At 62.8% G+C, this 16,331-nt stretch carries 15 protein-coding genes; 8 read left to right on the forward strand and 7 right to left on the reverse strand.

Features of this window, described 5'->3' with window-relative positions:
• Positions 1–72 precede the first annotated feature (72 nt).
• Positions 73–1,506, reverse strand: a complete 1,434-nt coding sequence (locus NKH37_RS13375; RefSeq protein ID WP_352481675.1) for a coiled-coil domain-containing protein — start codon at positions 1,504–1,506, stop codon at positions 73–75.
• A 202-nt stretch (positions 1,507–1,708) separates the two neighbouring features.
• On the opposite strand from NKH37_RS13375, the gene NKH37_RS13380 reads away from it, so the two are divergent.
• Positions 1,709–2,692 carry a DUF930 domain-containing protein gene (locus tag NKH37_RS13380; protein ID WP_353041078.1) on the forward strand — a complete coding sequence of 328 codons (984 nt, stop codon included), beginning with the start codon at positions 1,709–1,711 and terminating at the stop codon, positions 2,690–2,692.
• 166 nt (positions 2,693–2,858) lie between these two features.
• Positions 2,859–3,659, forward strand: a complete 801-nt coding sequence (locus NKH37_RS13385) for a class I SAM-dependent methyltransferase (RefSeq protein ID WP_353003570.1) — start codon at positions 2,859–2,861, stop codon at positions 3,657–3,659.
• 8 nt (positions 3,660–3,667) lie between these two features.
• On the opposite strand, the gene NKH37_RS13390 is transcribed toward NKH37_RS13385, so the two are convergent.
• The 4 genes from NKH37_RS13390 to NKH37_RS13405 form a co-directional block, all read right to left on the reverse strand.
• A complete protein-coding gene (locus NKH37_RS13390; protein WP_352481678.1) occupies positions 3,668–4,243 on the reverse strand; it encodes a dihydrofolate reductase family protein in 576 nt (191 codons plus the stop codon).
• Between the two features lie 101 nt (positions 4,244–4,344).
• Entirely contained in the window at positions 4,345–4,878 is a 534-nt protein-coding gene (locus tag NKH37_RS13395; protein WP_352494420.1) for an SRPBCC family protein, read from the reverse strand.
• Positions 4,875–5,264, reverse strand: a complete 390-nt coding sequence (locus NKH37_RS13400) for an ArsR/SmtB family transcription factor (RefSeq protein WP_352481715.1) — start codon at positions 5,262–5,264, stop codon at positions 4,875–4,877. The genes NKH37_RS13395 and NKH37_RS13400 overlap by 4 nt, the downstream gene beginning before the upstream one ends.
• Before the next feature lie 145 nt (positions 5,265–5,409).
• The gene (locus NKH37_RS13405) at positions 5,410–6,045 is read right to left on the reverse strand and encodes an ankyrin repeat domain-containing protein (protein ID WP_352855713.1); all 636 of its coding nucleotides are present in this window, start codon (positions 6,043–6,045) and stop codon (positions 5,410–5,412) included.
• Positions 6,046–6,274: 229 nt separating this feature from the next.
• Here NKH37_RS13405 and NKH37_RS13410 point away from each other — a divergent pair, with 229 nt between their 5' ends.
• Positions 6,275–7,129, forward strand: a complete 855-nt coding sequence (locus NKH37_RS13410) for an aldo/keto reductase (protein WP_353003572.1) — start codon at positions 6,275–6,277, stop codon at positions 7,127–7,129.
• A gap of 121 nt (positions 7,130–7,250) precedes the next feature.
• Here NKH37_RS13410 and NKH37_RS13415 read toward each other — a convergent pair whose 3' ends face one another.
• Positions 7,251–9,506 (reverse strand): alpha/beta fold hydrolase, encoded by a 2,256-nt coding sequence (locus NKH37_RS13415; RefSeq protein WP_353041080.1) that lies wholly within the window; start codon positions 9,504–9,506, stop codon positions 7,251–7,253.
• Between the two features lie 324 nt (positions 9,507–9,830).
• Positions 9,831–10,136, reverse strand: coding sequence for a hypothetical protein (locus NKH37_RS13420; protein WP_023722367.1), 306 nt, complete (start codon positions 10,134–10,136; stop codon positions 9,831–9,833).
• 236 nt (positions 10,137–10,372) lie between these two features.
• Between NKH37_RS13420 and NKH37_RS13425 the strand changes: the two genes are divergently transcribed.
• The 5 genes from NKH37_RS13425 to NKH37_RS13445 all read left to right on the forward strand — a co-directional run bounded on the left by NKH37_RS13425 (position 10,373) and on the right by NKH37_RS13445 (position 16,322).
• Positions 10,373–11,665: an Nramp family divalent metal transporter gene (locus tag NKH37_RS13425; protein WP_353003574.1), complete on the forward strand. Its 1,293-nt coding sequence runs from the start codon at positions 10,373–10,375 to the stop codon at positions 11,663–11,665.
• A 734-nt stretch (positions 11,666–12,399) separates the two neighbouring features.
• Entirely contained in the window at positions 12,400–12,957 is a 558-nt protein-coding gene (gene msuE, locus NKH37_RS13430) for an FMN reductase (RefSeq protein WP_023722369.1), read from the forward strand.
• 52 nt (positions 12,958–13,009) lie between these two features.
• Positions 13,010–14,374 carry an LLM class flavin-dependent oxidoreductase gene (locus tag NKH37_RS13435; RefSeq protein WP_353003576.1) on the forward strand — a complete coding sequence of 455 codons (1,365 nt, stop codon included), beginning with the start codon at positions 13,010–13,012 and terminating at the stop codon, positions 14,372–14,374.
• Between the two features lie 40 nt (positions 14,375–14,414).
• Entirely contained in the window at positions 14,415–15,263 is an 849-nt protein-coding gene (locus tag NKH37_RS13440) for an ABC transporter permease (RefSeq protein ID WP_023722371.1), read from the forward strand.
• A 60-nt stretch (positions 15,264–15,323) separates the two neighbouring features.
• Positions 15,324–16,322, forward strand: a complete 999-nt coding sequence (locus NKH37_RS13445; RefSeq protein WP_023722372.1) for an ABC transporter substrate-binding protein — start codon at positions 15,324–15,326, stop codon at positions 16,320–16,322.
• Positions 16,323–16,331 lie beyond the last annotated feature (9 nt).

The raw sequence follows: 16,331 nt of genomic DNA on the forward strand, positions 1-16,331 counted from the left end.
TCACGCTCGACCCGCCATCCATTGACGGATGTCGGTTTCGCACCAGTCGAAATTCAGACAGCCGCGCCTGAGCTAGGATGCCGCGCGCAGGCGAAGGCGCCGCCTGCTGGCGCGGGCCTTCTCCGCCACCGCAGCGGTGATCTCGACCACGCCGTCTTCACGCGGTCTGGCGTTGGTGACCTTGTGGAGCCGCTCATAGGGCAACAGTTCCTTGACCCGGGCTTGAAGCGACGCGACTTCGGCACGCAGATCCTCGCATTCCTGCCGCTGGACGTCGAACTGTATCTGTTCGGATGCCTGCTGCAGGGAAAGCTGCGAAAAATTCGCGCTGACCGCGGAAAGGTTCATCTTGTCGCTTTCGCTCTCCTTCATGAGAGCAGACAATTTTTCCTCGGCGATTTGCTTTTCGGCCACCGCGTCGCTCGCTTGAGCCTTGAGCCTGGCGATCTCGCTGACGGCTTCGCTGTTGTGGTTCGAGGCGGCTTCCAGTCGCGATCGGAGATCCTCGATCTCAGAACGCAAGCCGGTCATCTCCGCGACACCGCGTGCAAGTTCGGCTTCCCTGTCCCCGTCCCTGATGCGGGCCGCTTCCGTCATTTCCGACAGCTTGGCCTGCGCCATGTCGAGCGATTTCTGCAGCCGCATTTCCTCTTTCTCGCTCTTGCCAAGCGCGGCCAGCAGTTCCGAAACCTGTGCGGCGTCATTGGCGTGGACAGTCGAGAGTTCGTCCAGCCTGTGCCGGGCCTCGGCCTCCCGTTTCAGCGCCTTGTCGAGGTCGATCGACAGGCTAACATGTTTCTCCCGCAGCATCTCGTTCTCGCGCGAGCGTCTGTTGGCCTCGACCGCTCTGGCCGAGAGCGTTTTGACAAGCTCGCCGAACTCGGCCTCGCGTTTTGCGCTCGCATTGCCTGCCACGACGAGCTCCAGCCTTGCTGCAGCCAGCGCGCCGCGAAGTGCTTCCTTGTCCTCGACCAGGCTCGCCTCATGCTGCTGCAGCGCCTCGATAGCGCTGTCGCGCTCGCGCTGCTTTCTGGTTGCATCGTGGAGCTGTTCGGATAGTGCTCTTTGTTGCGCGGTCAAGCTGGTATTTGCCAGCTCCAATTCGTTGGCGCGAAGAATGTCGCCGTGGAGGAGTTTCAGGAATTCGCCTGTCAGATGATGCGAGGTCGCGATCTCCGACAGTTTCGCATGGATCTCCCCAAGATACTCCTGCGCGTCGTGAAAGAGCCCATCGACCGCACTTAAGGCAGCGAGCCGGGTTTGCGTGTGGGGCGTCAGCCGTCGCGCGGTCTCGAAGGCATCCGCATTGGCCTCAAGTTGCGAGCTGTCATCCATTGCCGCGAGATTCCCATCCGACACAGTCTCATCCGGGACAGTGACGTCGTTCAACGGCGACTGATCGTCCACGTTGAGACATTCGCTAAACGCATCCGCCAAATCGGTTTCGAGCTCCTTGAACGCCCTCTCCACAGTCTCGGCACGCTTGATCAAACCTTTGAAATTCATGACTGAATATCCCTCTCGTGCAGCGCCGTTAAGGAGCGAACATTCGCCTCCCCCGAATACGGGTTCACCCCTGACCGTGCGCTCTGGCCGACGCCACGCTAGGGACAGGCTCGGCCACTGTCCTCGTGTATTTGAATGACGCGCCTCGCGGCAGTCGCCGATGGCGCGATTCGTAGCGACGGCGACAGTTCCAACGAACGCGTTGGGCGGCATCTGCTCGGCCGCCGCAAAACCGTCGAAGCTCGACATGAACCGGTTATTTCGACGTCTGGCGGCATCGGTGCTTGATGCCGCCAATATTTCATTCCACACACCGGTCACGATGACGGACGAGATACGGGATCAGCGCCAGGTATTCAGGTGGGCCTTGCCTGCCTCCGCGGTCCTGCATTTGCTCGCCGCGGCGCTTCTGTTGTCCGCGCTGCCGGTGTCGCCCCCGCAGCCGCAGAAGGAGCAGGCCATCGGGGTGGATCTGGTGCCGCCGCCCAAACCATCGGAGAAAGCCAAACCTCCGCCTCCTGCGAAACCGCCCAAGCCCGAAAAGCCGCCGGAAGCAAAGATCGAGACGCCGGCGCATCCGGAAGCCGGCCCTCAGAGGCCTGTCTTCCAATTCGGCGAGAAGGACGCCGGCCCTCGCAAGTCTCTGGACGGCAACAGTGCGGAGGATGGTTCGGAACAACCGACGGCGCCGCAAGATCCCGATAAACAGGATCTTGCGCAGCCGCCGGACGTGACTGCGGTAGACGGCAAAGACCCGGCTCCGCCGCCTGGCGCATCCGCGTCGCCTAAGCCCAAGCGAGCGGCCAAGGTGCAAAAGCCGCTGAAGCTTGAAGAAGCGAAAAGATTGTTCTCGCAAACAGCAACCGGTGATCCGATCGCGACAACCGCCATGAGAAATGTGCCGCGCCCCGATCGGATCGGTCAGCTCTGCTTCTGGGAAGTGCGCGAACAGTTGCGCCATGCTTCGCCCCCCTACTTTCCTGACGTCTTGCGTCCCTTCAGGTTGAAGGCCGGCAATATCATGCAAGTCTCCAGGACCGAGTTCCGCGCCGGCGGGCAGTGGTACGCTCTGAGCTTTCGTTGCGAGGTCGATCCGGATGCGACGAAAGTCGTGTCGTTCGCCTTCCGTGTTGGAGATCCAGTGCCAGCGCCGCGGACTGCCCGCCAAATAGGTGGCCCAGACTGATCGAGGTCGGCTCGCCGGCCGCATCAAATCCACGATGCCGGCGAAGTCTTCGCGCCCCGGCATCCGTAAGGTGGCTTTCGCCAGCGGCCGCCTCACGGTGGGACGAATGCTCGCCCGCCTTGGCAATCGCTGTGTCGAGGTTTAGCTTATGCTAAGGGAGGGTTCGATGACTTCAAGTTTCAATGTTCACCATGCTGCCGGCTATGAGCAGCTCATGGGTCGCTGGAGCCAAAGGCTCGCGCCGCTGTTCATCGACTTCGCGGGCCTTAAGGACGGCGAAAAGATCCTCGACGTCGGTTGTGGCACCGGCAGCCTGACCTTCGCGCTCGTCAAGGCCGCTGAACTCCGTGAGATCGCCGCGATCGATTTTTCGGCCGTTTTCGTCGAGGAGGCAATCCGGCGCAACACCGACCCGCGGATAAAAATCCGCCAGGCGGATGCCTGCGCTCTGCCCTTTGAGGACGGCGCGTTCGACCGTGCCCTGGCGCTGCTCGTGCTCCATTTCGTGCCCGAAACCGGCAAGGCAGTCGCTGAGATGCGACGCGTCGTGCGGCCGGGCGGCGTGGTCGCGGCGACCGTATGGGACCATCTCGGCGGCATGCCCGGAATGCGCATGATGATCGACACGGTGGCAGTGCTCAGTGAAGGCGGACGCCAGCTGCGCGCCCGCTATTGCACCCAGCCGATGATGCAGCCGGGCGAAATGCAACGGACCTTTGTCGAACAGGGTCTCCGGGACGTTACGGAAACGCAGCTGATGATCCGCATGGACTACCAAAACTTCGACGACTACTGGGCGCCGATTGCCGCCGGCGAAGGGCCGCTCGGCAAGTATGTGGCCACGCTCGATCCAGAAGAGCGGGCGCGCACCGACGCCGCCATGCGCGACGCCTATGAGGCCGGCCGGCCCGACGGCCCGAGGTCCTTTGCCAATGTCGCCTGGGCCTGCCGCGGTGTCGTTGCCTGACGTTGGCGCTAGCCGATCCCGTAGACCAACCCGACGCGGCCGTCCGACAACTGCTCAACCTTGCGCAGTTCGAGCCCACGACGATTCTTCGCCGTTCCAAACAGCGCCTTTCCTTCACCGGCGAGCAGCGGATAGACGATCAGCCTGAGTTCATCCACCAGCCCGGCATCGATAAGGCTCGCGGTAATTCGGGCGCCGCCCATAAGGTAGATGTCCTTGCCGGGCTGCTGTTTCAGCGCAGCGATATCCTCGAAATTCCGCACGAAGCGCGTCTTTGGCCAGGCCGCCGAAGTCATTGTGTTCGACAGCACATAATGCGGCGTCTGCGCGGCGAAGCGGGCCCATTCGAGCTCGGCCGGCTTCGGCAATTTGCCGGTCATCGGCAGCGGCTTGTCGGGCTCGTTCTGGATGGCGCTCCAGTAGCGCTCGTAGCCAGCATACATGACGCCGCCAAGCAGGCAGGCATCGATTTGCGGCGTCAGGCCGTATTCCTCAGACCACGCATCGACCCAATCGGCGTAACCCTCGGGTCCCTCCATCTTGCCGTCGACGGAAATTTTCATTCCAGTGATCAATTTACGCATGACTTCCTCCATCAGGCTTGCGGGATGCAAGCACGTTTCGTCGGATCATCGTTGCTTCGTGTGGCTGGCGGCGACCTCAGGGATGGCCGCCGCGAGTTACATCAGGCCGGCAGGCGGCGGTCGTATTCGTCCCGCAGGCGGCTCCAGCCGTCCCAGAACGAGGTCGGTGTCTTACCCGCCAGGCGGGCGGCCAGCAGGTCGAGGTGCACGTGCCAGCCGGCGGTGATGTTGAGCTGGATTGCACGTTCCGGCAGGCGCCGATGGACGACGGTGAGCAGCACATCGCTACCCTTCGCCTCCAGCAGGAAGGAGACGCCGCCGGTATTTCCCCAGGTGATGGAAAGCTTGCGCGGCGGATCGAGTTCGGTGATCCGGCCCTCCATCCGATGCTCTTCGGGGAAGCCCGCGGGGCGCTGGCCAGGCGGGTCGGTCAGCTCGTCGTTACGCCAGACGAACTCGAACGAGCTGCCGGCCTTCATTTCCATCTGGCCTGCGGCCATCCATTGCCGTCGCAAGTCACTCTCGGTGAGATAGGCCCAGACGCGCTCGATGGGGCCGGGCAAAAGGCGCTGGATGGTGAACGTGGCGGGCTCGGTCAGCTCGCCATAGGCGCCGATGGTTCTCATCTGGTTCATTGCTCGTCTCCTTCTTTCGGATTGGGCGATTTCCTGGGCTCATCCTGGGCTTTGCGTGCGTCCTCTTCGCGAAGAAGGCGTTCGAGAACATCGAGACGACCGGTCCAGAAGCGCTCGTAGAAGCTGAGCCACTGATGGGCGCTGGCCAGCGGTCCAGGGGCTAGTCGGCACAGATGCGTGCGGCCCCTCACCTCTCGACGAATAAGCCCTGCGTTCTCCAGCGCCTTGATGTGCTTGGAGGCGGCCGCGAGCGACATCACGAAGGGTTCCGCCAGCTGGCTTACCGTTTTCTCGCCATCGGCGAGATCGCGAAGCATGTGCCGGCGGGTGGCGTCGCCAAGGGCGTGAAAAACCGCGTCCATCTGAGATGTCTCTAATTCAACCATGTAGTTGAATATAGACGCACGCTTTGAGATAGTCAACCGTTTGGTTGAATAATTCATGTGAAGCGTTGCGGGGCTGTTTGCGCCATCGAGCGCGTCGACGTGACGGGAGATACGGACGCGCCCCGCGACAGGAAGGGCGAGGCCCTTATTTGCCGTCGAAGAAACTGTGGATCGCGGCTTCCAGCTTTTCGATAAGCTGAGGGTTGTGGCAGCTGCCAGCCCAGATCAGGGCGTTTAGCCTCATCTCCTTGTTGATAAAGCTCACTTTCCCAGAATCCAGCAGGTACTCCGCGATCTCGTAGTGCCGCCCCTTGATAGTCTCGATGAGCGCGTTGTTTCTCCCCGTCTTGTCGGTCAGATTTACTTCCGCGCCATTCTCCACGAGCAACTTGACGACTTCGAGATGCCCGTTCTTCGCCGCCTCGATTAGAGCGGTTCTGCCGTAGTAGTCAGCTCGCGCGTTGATCTCTATTTGGGGGTGTCTCACCAGGGCTGAGATACACGCATAATGTCCCTTGGCGGACGCAAGGCTCAAGGGCGTGCTCTTCCACTTGTTTCTGGAATTCACGTCGATTTCCGGGTCTTCGATCAGCGCCTCCACCACAGCTGTGCGGTCATTGAGGGCTGAAAGGTGAAGTGCAGACCAGCCGCCATCGTCCGGCTGATTGATATCGGCGCCAGCCGCCAATTCCGATCGAACCGCCTCCGCATCGCCTTTTTCTGCCGCGACCAGCAGAGGCGACCAGTCTCTTGCCCCTCCGGCTTCCAAGCTGTTGGTCAACGCAGTCGCCTCCTCGGATAGTCGATAGAATACCACATTATCCGCGATAATGGCGGCTCCTGTACTGGAGTCCAATGGGTCAAAAGCTGGAACGCTGTCGGCCCGAACGGACATCGAGATCAGCGCTTCACGTCCGTCTCCTCACATTCTCCTGATATTGACTCGCTTTGGCGGTCATCCAGACTAGATAGAGCGTGCGCCGGGCGGAACGATGCAGAAGGACGTGAACATGCCTGAACAGATTACCCTGAATAGACCTGAACAGATCAGATTGAACGACGGCTCCGCCATTCCGCAAATCGGCCTTGGCGTATGGCAGGTCGATCCAGCCATCACGGCCAAGGTGGTGCGCTGGGGGATCGAGGCCGGCTACAGGCTGATCGATACCGCCGAAGGCTATCAGAACGAGGAAGGTGTCGGGCAGGCGATCCGCTCGGCCGGCGTGCCGAGAAGCGAGTTGTTCATTACCTCGAAACTGCGCAACGGCGCCCATCAGCGCGACGCCGCCTTGCGCGCCTTCGACGAGACGATGAGCAAGCTCGGCATCGAACAGATCGACCTGTTCCTGATCCACTGGCCGGTGCCCAGCCAGGACAGATATGTCGAGGCGTGGAAGACGCTGATCGAACTCAGGCAATCAGGCCGCATAAAGTCGATCGGCGTTTCGAACTTCAACCAGGACCATCTCGAACGGATCATCGGCGAGACCGGCGTCACGCCTACCGTCAACCAGATCGAGCTCCACCCCCGCTTCCAGCAGCGTGACAAACGCGAATTTCATGACAGGCACAACATCCGCATCGAGAGCTGGAGCCCGCTGGGCAGCGGCCGGCTGTTGAGCGATCCGACGCTTGAAAGCATTGCCAGGAAACACGGCAAGTCGGTGGCGCAGACGATCGTCAGGTGGCATCTTCAGGAAGGGCTGATCGTCATTCCAAAGTCGATCCACCAGGACCGCATCGCCGCCAATTTCGATGTCTTCGATTTCGAGCTGGAAGCGAAGGACCTCGAGCTCATTCGGGGCATGGATTCGCCCGACGGCCGCTCCGGCCCGAACCCCGCTACGGCCGCATTCCTGTTCTGAGGGCCGACAGTGAAGCTGCCGATCTCCCCCCTTGTGGGGGAGATGTCCGGCAGGACAGAGGGGGGGCGCTGTCCCGCCGGCCTATTGAACTCTCCGGCTCATATCCCAACCCAGCGGGACCTCAGGCAGCCGGTTCACTGACGGAAAAAAGCTGCAGGCTGCCGGGAACACCTACAAGCTCCATCTCGCCATGCTCTTCAAAAGCCAGGCCGGAACCGGCCGCGAGATCACGAACCGTGCGCGACGCGATGATCTCGCCCGGTCCGGCAACGTCGAGCAGATGTGATGCCAGTTGAATTGCAACACCGGTGAAGTCGTCTCCGCGCCTTTCGCATTCGCCAATATGGACTGCCGCGGGAACCTGAAGGTCTAACCTCTTCATTCGACGACGGACCGCGATTGCACATTGGATCGCCCGCGTTGGTCGCAGAAATACCGCGAGAAACCCGTTTCCGGTGCGGCTGATTTCCTGACCGTTAGCAAGATGCAATTCGTTGCGTATCTCGTCGTCGTGTCGCTGCATCAGATCGCGCCGCGCCCGGTCGCCAGCGTTGACGGGAGCCGGCGGCAACCCGACGATTTCCATGTGCAGCACCGTCACAAGCACGCGCTCGCTCGACGTTGCCGGCAGCGAGCCGGTGACAAAAGCCTGGATCTCGTCGACCAAACGATCGGAATTCTCCCCCCAGATTACGTGATCACGGCCGGCAAGCTCAATGTATCTGGCGCCTTCGATATGCGTTGCCAGGTAGCGCCCCTCTTCCGGTTTTACCCAGCGGTCGCCCGCCGTCTGCACGATCAGTGTCGGGACGTGAACGGTTGGGAGAAGGGCGCGAACATCGATTTCAGTGCCCCAGCGCCAGAGCGCGACCGCGTCGGCAGGCGAGGCTGAATTCCTAAGATACGCGGCGAACCATTCTCTCTCGAAACTGTCGTTCATCAGGCTGGGCGCGGCGTTGCTCATGTCCGCCGGCTCCCCCCACTGTCTCTCGACGGCGGTCAGATCTTCTTCTACCTGCTCGCTTGTCCTTGCCCATGGATAATCCGGCGACCATCGGCCGCTGGCATAGGTTCCGTTGAGCACGAGAGCCGCTGTTCGTTCGGGATAGGTCGCCGCGAAAAGCATGCACATAGGCCCCCCTTCGGAGCTGCCGAACAGAACCGTTCGCTTTGATCCGACCGCATCCAACACCGCTCGCATGTCTTCCATCCGCTCTTCCAGCGTTGGCAAACCAACATTGCGATCGGACAGTCCGGTGCCTCGCTTGTCCATACGGATCAGGCGGGCAAAGGAACCGAGACGCTGGAGCATATGCGCCAGCCGCGGCGATGACCAGGCAAGGTCGAGGTTGGAGACCCACCCAGGCACATAGATCAGGTCGACCGGCCCGTCGCCGGTTACCTGATAGGCGATGTTGATTCCGGCCGATTTGACATAGTGGGTCGCGGGGCGCATCGGCTCGGCCCGGGACGCCGGCCGCTCACCTGTTCGGGCTGCCGACGTTGGCGGTGTCTGGGAAGGCGACACCGAGGCGGCTATCCGGGTAGCGGCTTGCGGCGTCACGCGGCGCGTCCGCAGGTCATCATAGAGTTGCCGGGTCTCCGGCTCGGGCTGCAAGCGGAGCTGCAGTTGCAGCACATCACGGCAGCGCTCATACTGTTTCAGCGCGAGGTTAAAGCGGCCCTGGGCGGCATAGGTCCGCATCAGGGCTCGGTGGATATCCTCCCGTAAGGGCTCCAAAGCCAGCAGGCGCACCGCCGCCCGCAGGCATGATGGAAGATCATTCGTTGCCGAATAGTGCGCGACGAGCTTCTCCAGCACGATGGTTGCGATTGCCCTCAATCGCTCGCGCTCCACTCTGAGCCAATCTTCGAACGGCTCCTCCTTCAGGCCGAACCCGTCCAGGAGGTCGCCACGATAGACGACGAGCGCCTGCTCGAGTTGCTCCGGGTCGGAGCCGGCGGCCAGCGACTCGAACCGCGCGACGTCGAAATCAAGATCGTCGAGATTGAGCGTAATGCTGTCGCCGTCGCTCAGAAACCTTTCGCCATCGGATGCGCCCATTCCTTTCCTTATGGCGGATAGGGCCTGTCGAAGGTTCATTCGGGCCTGGGTTTGGCTGTTGCCGCCCCACAAAAGCGCGGCGAGCTTCTCGCGCGATTGGGAGTGTCCGGATTGCAGGGCGAGATAAGCCAGCATGGCGCGAGCCTTGCGGCTGAAAACCGGGGCCACCGCTCCTCCGGCAAAGTCAAAGCCGCCTAACAGACAGAGATGAGGGTGCGCCATCGGATCCGCCACAGCCACAGCTTCTTTGCGATCCTTTCCTGTACTTGCCTCTATTTCAACCGTCATTTCGCCCGGCCTGGTGTTTTTCACGAATCCTTCACGCTGGCTCCACCGCGTTTCTCACGACGCAGGGAAGACAAGTGTCGGGAGACTGGTATCTCAGGAGGACGCTGTGCTACCCCCGACGGAATGGCCCATCTGGCATGATGATTCAAGGCAGGACCCGCAGCCGCGCGGCGGGCCACTGCGCCACGACATTGCGCTCGCGCGCTATCTTGAGAACCAGCGGGCCCGCCGGGCGTCAATGATCCAGGGGTTCGATTTCCGGGCCGCCGCGGTCAGCTTGCGCGCACTTTTGACGAATGCGGGTGGCCGTGGATATCGGCTCTTGGAGGTCCTGGGCATTCGGCCCTTTCATATCCCCGAGCCATCCACCAGCGGCACATCTTCGCCTTCCCACGGGCTCGGCATTGAGCCTTTGCTGAGATTGGCCGACGGCAGCGGCATCCAGCACTTCAGTTCGGGTTCGGCATATTCGACGATGCGTCCTGGAGACGAATCGGAAGCGCGCCAGCCTTCGCTGCCGAACTGATCGGCGCGGGCCCAGTAAGCCATGTCGACCTCGGCCGGCCCCTGTTCGGAAGGCCGAACCGTGACAAGGATTCTGCTGCCGTCCCGTGGCGCGCTCGACATGTGGCGCCACTGATCGGGCTCGTCCATTGCACTTCCTCCTGCGATCTTCGCCTCGCGCGGATAGTCGCTTCGCGTTCGGAAGCGGTCAACCCGAACTTTTTTGCCTGAGGCAAAATCCCTGCCCCGTCGTCGCGGAACAAGTCATGGCGCGCCGGGTTTGGGCAAGTTGTTGAAGGAAGCAAAATGAGACCAGCGCGCCGACCGATCGTTAGCATTGTTGCATGGCAGGCCGCGCCCTTCGTTCCCAACCCGGTCCGATCGCAATGAGGCAGGCCGGTTCCGATCGTTCCACCCCACCGGAGGAGGGTAAAGGCGGCATAGGCCGCGCGCTCGGCCTCGGCCTGATAACAGGGGCGGCCGACGACGATTGTTCCGCGATAGGCACCTATGCCAGCGCCGGCGCCCGTTTCGGACCCGACCTGCTTTGGACGGCTCCGGTGACGTTGCCGATGATGTACGCGGTCGTCTACCTGTCGTCGAAGCTCGGCCAGGTATCGGGGCGCGGATTGTTCCACGTCATCAAGGACTTTTACCCGCGGTGGCTGCTCTGGTCGGTGCTTTTGGGTGTGCTCGTCGGCAACACCATCGAGGCAGCGGCGGATCTCGGTGGAATGGCCGCGGCGATCAACATATTCGTGCCGCTTCCCATTCCGCTGATCGTGCTGTTCGTCGCCGCCCTCATCTTCGCCCTCCAGGTCTTCGGCTCCTATACTTTGATCCGCAACATCTTTCGCTGGCTGGCGCTGGCGCTGCTCGCCTATGTCGGTGCCGCCATTCTGGCCAAGCCGGACGCCGCGGCGGTGCTGCGCGGAACACTGCTTCCCAGGATCGAATTCAACCGTGAGTTCCTGTCGATCCTGGTCGCCATCATCGGCACGACGCTGTCCGCCTATCTCTACACGTGGCAGTCCAATGAGGAGGTCGAGGAGGAGATTGCCCAGGGGCGGACAACGCTCAGGGAAAGGAAGGGCGCCACCGACAGCGAACTCCGTCGCTCTCGCCGGGACATCCTCATCGGCATGATGTTTTCAAATCTCATCATGTATTTCATCATCCTGTCGACGGGTGCTACGCTCTACAAGGCGGGCCACCACGATATCGACACAGCTGCGCAAGCCGCGGAGGCGCTGCGGCCGCTCGCCGGCCAGACCGCAAGCGTTCTGTTCGCCGCAGGCGTGATCGGCGTCGGTTTCCTCGCGGTTCCTGTCATGACCACCGGCGCTGCCTATGATGTGGCGCAAGCCATCGGCTGGAAAAACAGCCTGCACGCCCGGGCTCGAGAGGCGCCCAAATTTTATCTCGCCATCGGATTTTTTACCGCGATCGCCGCCGGCCTCAACTTCCTTGGCTTCAATCCGATGAAGGCGCTGGTCTGGTCCGGCATCGTTCAAGGCTTCTCGACGCCGCCCTTGCTGCTGCTCATCATGCTGATGACGAACAACCGCAGGATCATGGGCGACCAGGTGAACAGCCGCAGCACCAACATACTCGGTTGGGCAACGACCGCCGCTATTTTCTCGGCGACGATCGGCCTGGTGGCAACCTGGTTCATGTGATCCGGCGGAAGCAAAGCGACGCTGCCGGTTGGATTACCCGTTCCCGCTTGCGGATTGTCCCAACTTTGCCGGTCTTGGAAATTCCACAACGTCGCCCGTGGGCCGCTTGTATTGTGCCGCGACAATTGCATCGATCAGGAGATCCAGAGCCGCACGAGCCGTGCGGCTCGTCTCGTCCTCGCCGCTCAAATAATGGCAGGCTCGTTCGAGGTGGAGGTGTGCGGCGGCAAAGTCGCTTGTCATAGGCTTCTCCTTGTTGCCCGCCGGCCGGCAAGATGACCGCCTCGATTTACCCAAAAGCAAATATCCACAGCCGGATTTGAATCAAATTGGCCTGACTCACCACATGCCGCGGAGCCCACGCCAGCACCTTGGCCTGTGCCCGCGCCGCGTCCTCTCCGAGGGCCGCCAGGCCATCCAGGATCGTGGCATCAGGACATGGTTCCCCGACGTCGCGCCGGAGCGCCCGAGGGCGACTTGCCGCATATGTCCGGCCGGCTGTTCATGCGCTCTGTCCGACGCGCTGCGCTATCGCGGCTGCAGGCGCTGCGGCGATCTTTCAGCGCGCTACGGCGCGTTGAATGAACCAATTGCGGGCGATGTGCCGCAAACTCAGTTCGCTCATCGCCCTGCTTTTGAAATTTTCTCGCTCTTTTAATTCTACAAACTCTCTAGACTTAAAATAGATCGCCAGACCCAGATCTTAAAATAGAGCGCTTGAGAGGGAGCCAGGAATGTCGAAGAAGCTCGTGGTGGGGCTGTCGGGCAACTTGACCCGGCCATCGAAGACCAAGGCGTTCGTCAGCCACATTGTCGGGCAGGCCGCCGAAAGCATCGGCGCGGCCTCGGCCGTCTTCGACATCGAGGATCTCGGCGCGTCACTGCCGCAGGCAAGGCGCCTCGGCGACCTCGACCCGGCGGCGCGCAACATCGTCGAACGGCTGCTAGGCGCCGACATCCTGGTGGCCGGCTCGCCGACTTTCAAAGGCAGCTATACCGGGCTTTTCAAGCATTTCTTCGACCTGCTCGATCCGTCATCGCTGAGGGGCAAGCCCGTCATCCTCGCCGCGACCGGCGGCGGCGAGCGCCATTCGCTGATCGTCGAGCACCAGCTGCGGCCGCTGTTCGGCTTCTTCGAGGCGCTGACCGTGCCGACCGCGATCTACGCCTCCGACAAGGACTTTGCCAATGGCGTGCTGGTGTCGGACGCGATCCATGCCCGCGCCCGGCAGGCGGTCGCCGAGGCATGCCGGGTAACCGGAGTGCCCTATCGCGTCGGCCTTGCCGCCTGAACGCACTACTGACCCGAGATCCCCTCCCCGACCAATCCAGGAGCACGCCGCGATGACCAGATCCAAGAAATCCAGGCAGATCAAACTGGGCGCTTTCCTGCCCGGCGGCGGACAGCATATCGCCGCCTGGCGTCACCCCGAGGCGCCGGCCGACGGTGCCACCAATTTCGAGTTCCACAAGCAGCTTGCCCTGACCGCCGAGCGCGGCCTGTTCGACGCCTATTTCCTCGCCGACAATCTGACGGTCGGGCTCGGCGCCCGCGAAGGCGGCAATGCCAAGATCGCCGGCTTCGAGCCAGTGACGCTGTTTGCAGCGCTGGCGCCGCTCACCACGCATCTCGGCTTCATCGCCACCGCCTCGACCACCTACGAGGAGCCCTACACGCTCGCCCGCAAATTCGCCTCGCTCGATCATCTGTCGAATGGCCGCGCCGGCTGGAACGTCGTCACCTCGGCCGGCGACGAAACCGCGCGCAATTTCAATCGTGATACCCAGCCTGCCCACGCCGAGCGCTATACCCGCGCGCATGAGCATGTCGAGACGGTCAAGGCGCTGTGGGACAGCTGGGAGGACGATGCTTTCATCCGCGACAAGAAATCGGGGCGCTTCTACGACAAGGACAAGCTCCACGACATCGACCACAAGGGCCCGCATTTCAGCGTCAAGGGTCCGCTCAACGTGCCGCGCCCTGTGCAGGGGCACCCGGTGGTGGTGCAGGCGGGGCAATCGGAGGACGGCCGCAAGCTCGCCGCCCACTCGGCGGAAGTCATCTTCACCGCCCATCAGAACCTGGCGTCGGCGCAGGAATTCTACCGCGACATCAAGGCCCGCGTGGCGGCCGTCGGCCGCGATCCCGAGCAGGTGCTGATCATGCCCGGCGTAGCACCCTTCGTCGGCCGTACCGAAGAAGAAGCGCGCGCCAAATACCAGCAGCTGAACGATCTCATCCTGCCCGAAGACGGCGTCGCCCTGCTCAACGGGCTGGCAGGCCAGACGCTCGACATCAGGGGCTATCCGCTCGACGGCCCGCTGCCGCCGAGCAAGGAAACCGAAGGCATGAAGAGCCGCCAGGCGCTGATCCGCCAGATTGCCGACGAGCACAACTTCACCATCCGCCAGCTCTACCAATGGGTGGCGACGGCCCGCGGCCATTACACCGTCATCGGCAGCGCAGTGCAGGTCGCCGACCAGTTGGAGGAATGGTTCGGCAACGAAGCCGCCGACGGCTTCAACATCCTGCCGCCCTGGCTGCCCGGCGGGCTCGACGACTTCGTCGAGCTCGTGATCCCCGAACTGCAGCGCCGCGGCCTGTTCCGCACCGCCTATGAAGGCAGGACGCTGCGCGAGAACCTCGGCCTCAGGCGGCCTGAAAACCCGTGGACCGCCGCCCGCTCGGCCGTGCTGGCCGCCGAATAATCCCGAGAAGCCCACTACCCTCGAAGCGAGAGGCAAGACGATGACCTTGCAGCACATCGAACAGGCCGCCAGCCTCGGCACGCGTGACGGCACGACAAGCCTGGGCACGGACTTCCTGCGCCTCGGCGGCCGGGCAGGCATCCGCTTCCTGTCGCGCTACGGCGCCCTCATCGCTTTCCTCGCAATCTGGCAAGTGTCGAGCAGCGCCGGGTGGGTCAACACGGCCGTGCTGCCGCCGATCGACATGATTGTCGCGGCACTTTGGAAGGGGTTGGCCGGCGGCACTCTGCTCGGTGACATCGCCATCAGCCTGCAGCGCGCCGGTCTCGCCTTCGCGGCCGCCGTGCTGGTCGCCATCCCGCTTGGCCTGTTCATGGGCCAGGTGCGCGCGGTCGAGACCGCGCTCGATCCCATCCTGCAGGTCTTCCGCCAGACCTCGGCGCTGGCGCTCTATCCCGTATTCATCCTGCTGCTTGGGCTCGGCGAAGCCTCCAAGGTGTTCGTCATCTTCTGGGCGACGCTGTTCCCGCTGCTGCTCAACACCATCGGCGGCGTCAAGCAGGTCGATCCGAAACTGCTGGAGATGGCCCGCGTCTATGGCGCCAGGCAGCTCACCGTCTTCCGCCGCGTCGTGCTGCCCGGTGCCGTGCCCTCGATCTTCGTTGGGCTGAGGCTCAGCGCCACCACGGCGCTGCTGCTGTTGATCGCCTCCGAAATGATCGGCGCCAATAAGGGCATCGGCTTCCAGGTGATGAACGCGCAGTACAATTTCCAGATCCCGCTGATGTTTGCGGCAATCGTCATCCTCGCCGGCCTCGGCCTGATCGCCAACCAGGCGCTGGTCAGCCTGCAGCGGCGGCTCTGCCGCTGGAGCAATGCCGTCGACTGACCACCCCTTCGCCATCTCCCAACCAGGCCAAGCCAGGCCAGAACCAAGGAAGACCGGACCATGAAAATCACTCGCCGTTCCCTGCTTGCCGGCGCGCCCTTTGCCGCCGGCCTTCTCGCCGCCGGCCTGCCGCGCCTCGCCTTTGCCGAAGCGGCACCCGTCAAGTTCCGCTCCCTCGCCAGCCGCGGCAGCATCTCTCCGCATGAGCTTGCCGGCGAGCTCGGCTATTTCAAAGGCCTCGGTATCGAGGTCGAGAATGTCGGCTATTCCGGCGGCGGCCCGGAATCGCTGTTTGCGCTGGCCTCCGGGAGCGTCGATATCGGCTCGGCCGCAACCGCCGCCGTGATCAATTCGATCTCCGGCGGCAACGACTTCGTCGCCGCCTATCCGAGCAACGGCATCAACGGCAAGGTGCGAAGCGTCTTCTACGTGCTCGACGACAGCCCGATCAAATCGATCGCCGACATTGCCGGCAAGACAATCGCCGTCAACACGCTCGGCGCCCATCTCGACTACACCGTGCGCGAGGCGCTGCACAGCGTCGGCCTGTCGCCGGACGCCGCCAATCTCGTCGTCGTGCCCGGACCGCAACTCGAACAGACCTTGCGCTCCCGCCAGGTCGACATCGCGGCGCTCGGCTACTGGCAGGCGACCTTTGCCGGCGCGCTGGTCGACAATGGCGGCGTGCGTGGCGTGTTCAACGACACCGACGTGCTGGGCGAACTGGCCGGCGGCTTCGTCGTGCTCAGGCGCGACTTCATCGCCGCGCATCCCGACGCCGCCCGCAATTTCGTCGAGCAATCGGCGCGCGCCTCCGACTGGTCGCTGCAGAACCCCGACGAAGCGCGCAAGGTGCTCGCGACAATCCTCGACAAGCGCGGCGAAAACGGCGAGCTGGCGCGCTACTGGACCGGCTTCGGGCTGCGCCAGGGGGCCAAGGCGACGGACCGCGACATCGACTTCTGGGTCAGCGTGCTCGAGCGCGACGGTCGCCTGCCAAAGGGTAAGCTGAAGGCAACAGACATCCTCTACCGGCCCGGCGAAACCAAGACCAACTGACAAGGCCAA

The sequence above is a fragment of the Mesorhizobium sp. M1217 genome (assembly GCF_040318275.1).
In the GTDB taxonomy this organism is placed as follows: domain Bacteria; phylum Pseudomonadota; class Alphaproteobacteria; order Rhizobiales; family Rhizobiaceae; genus Mesorhizobium.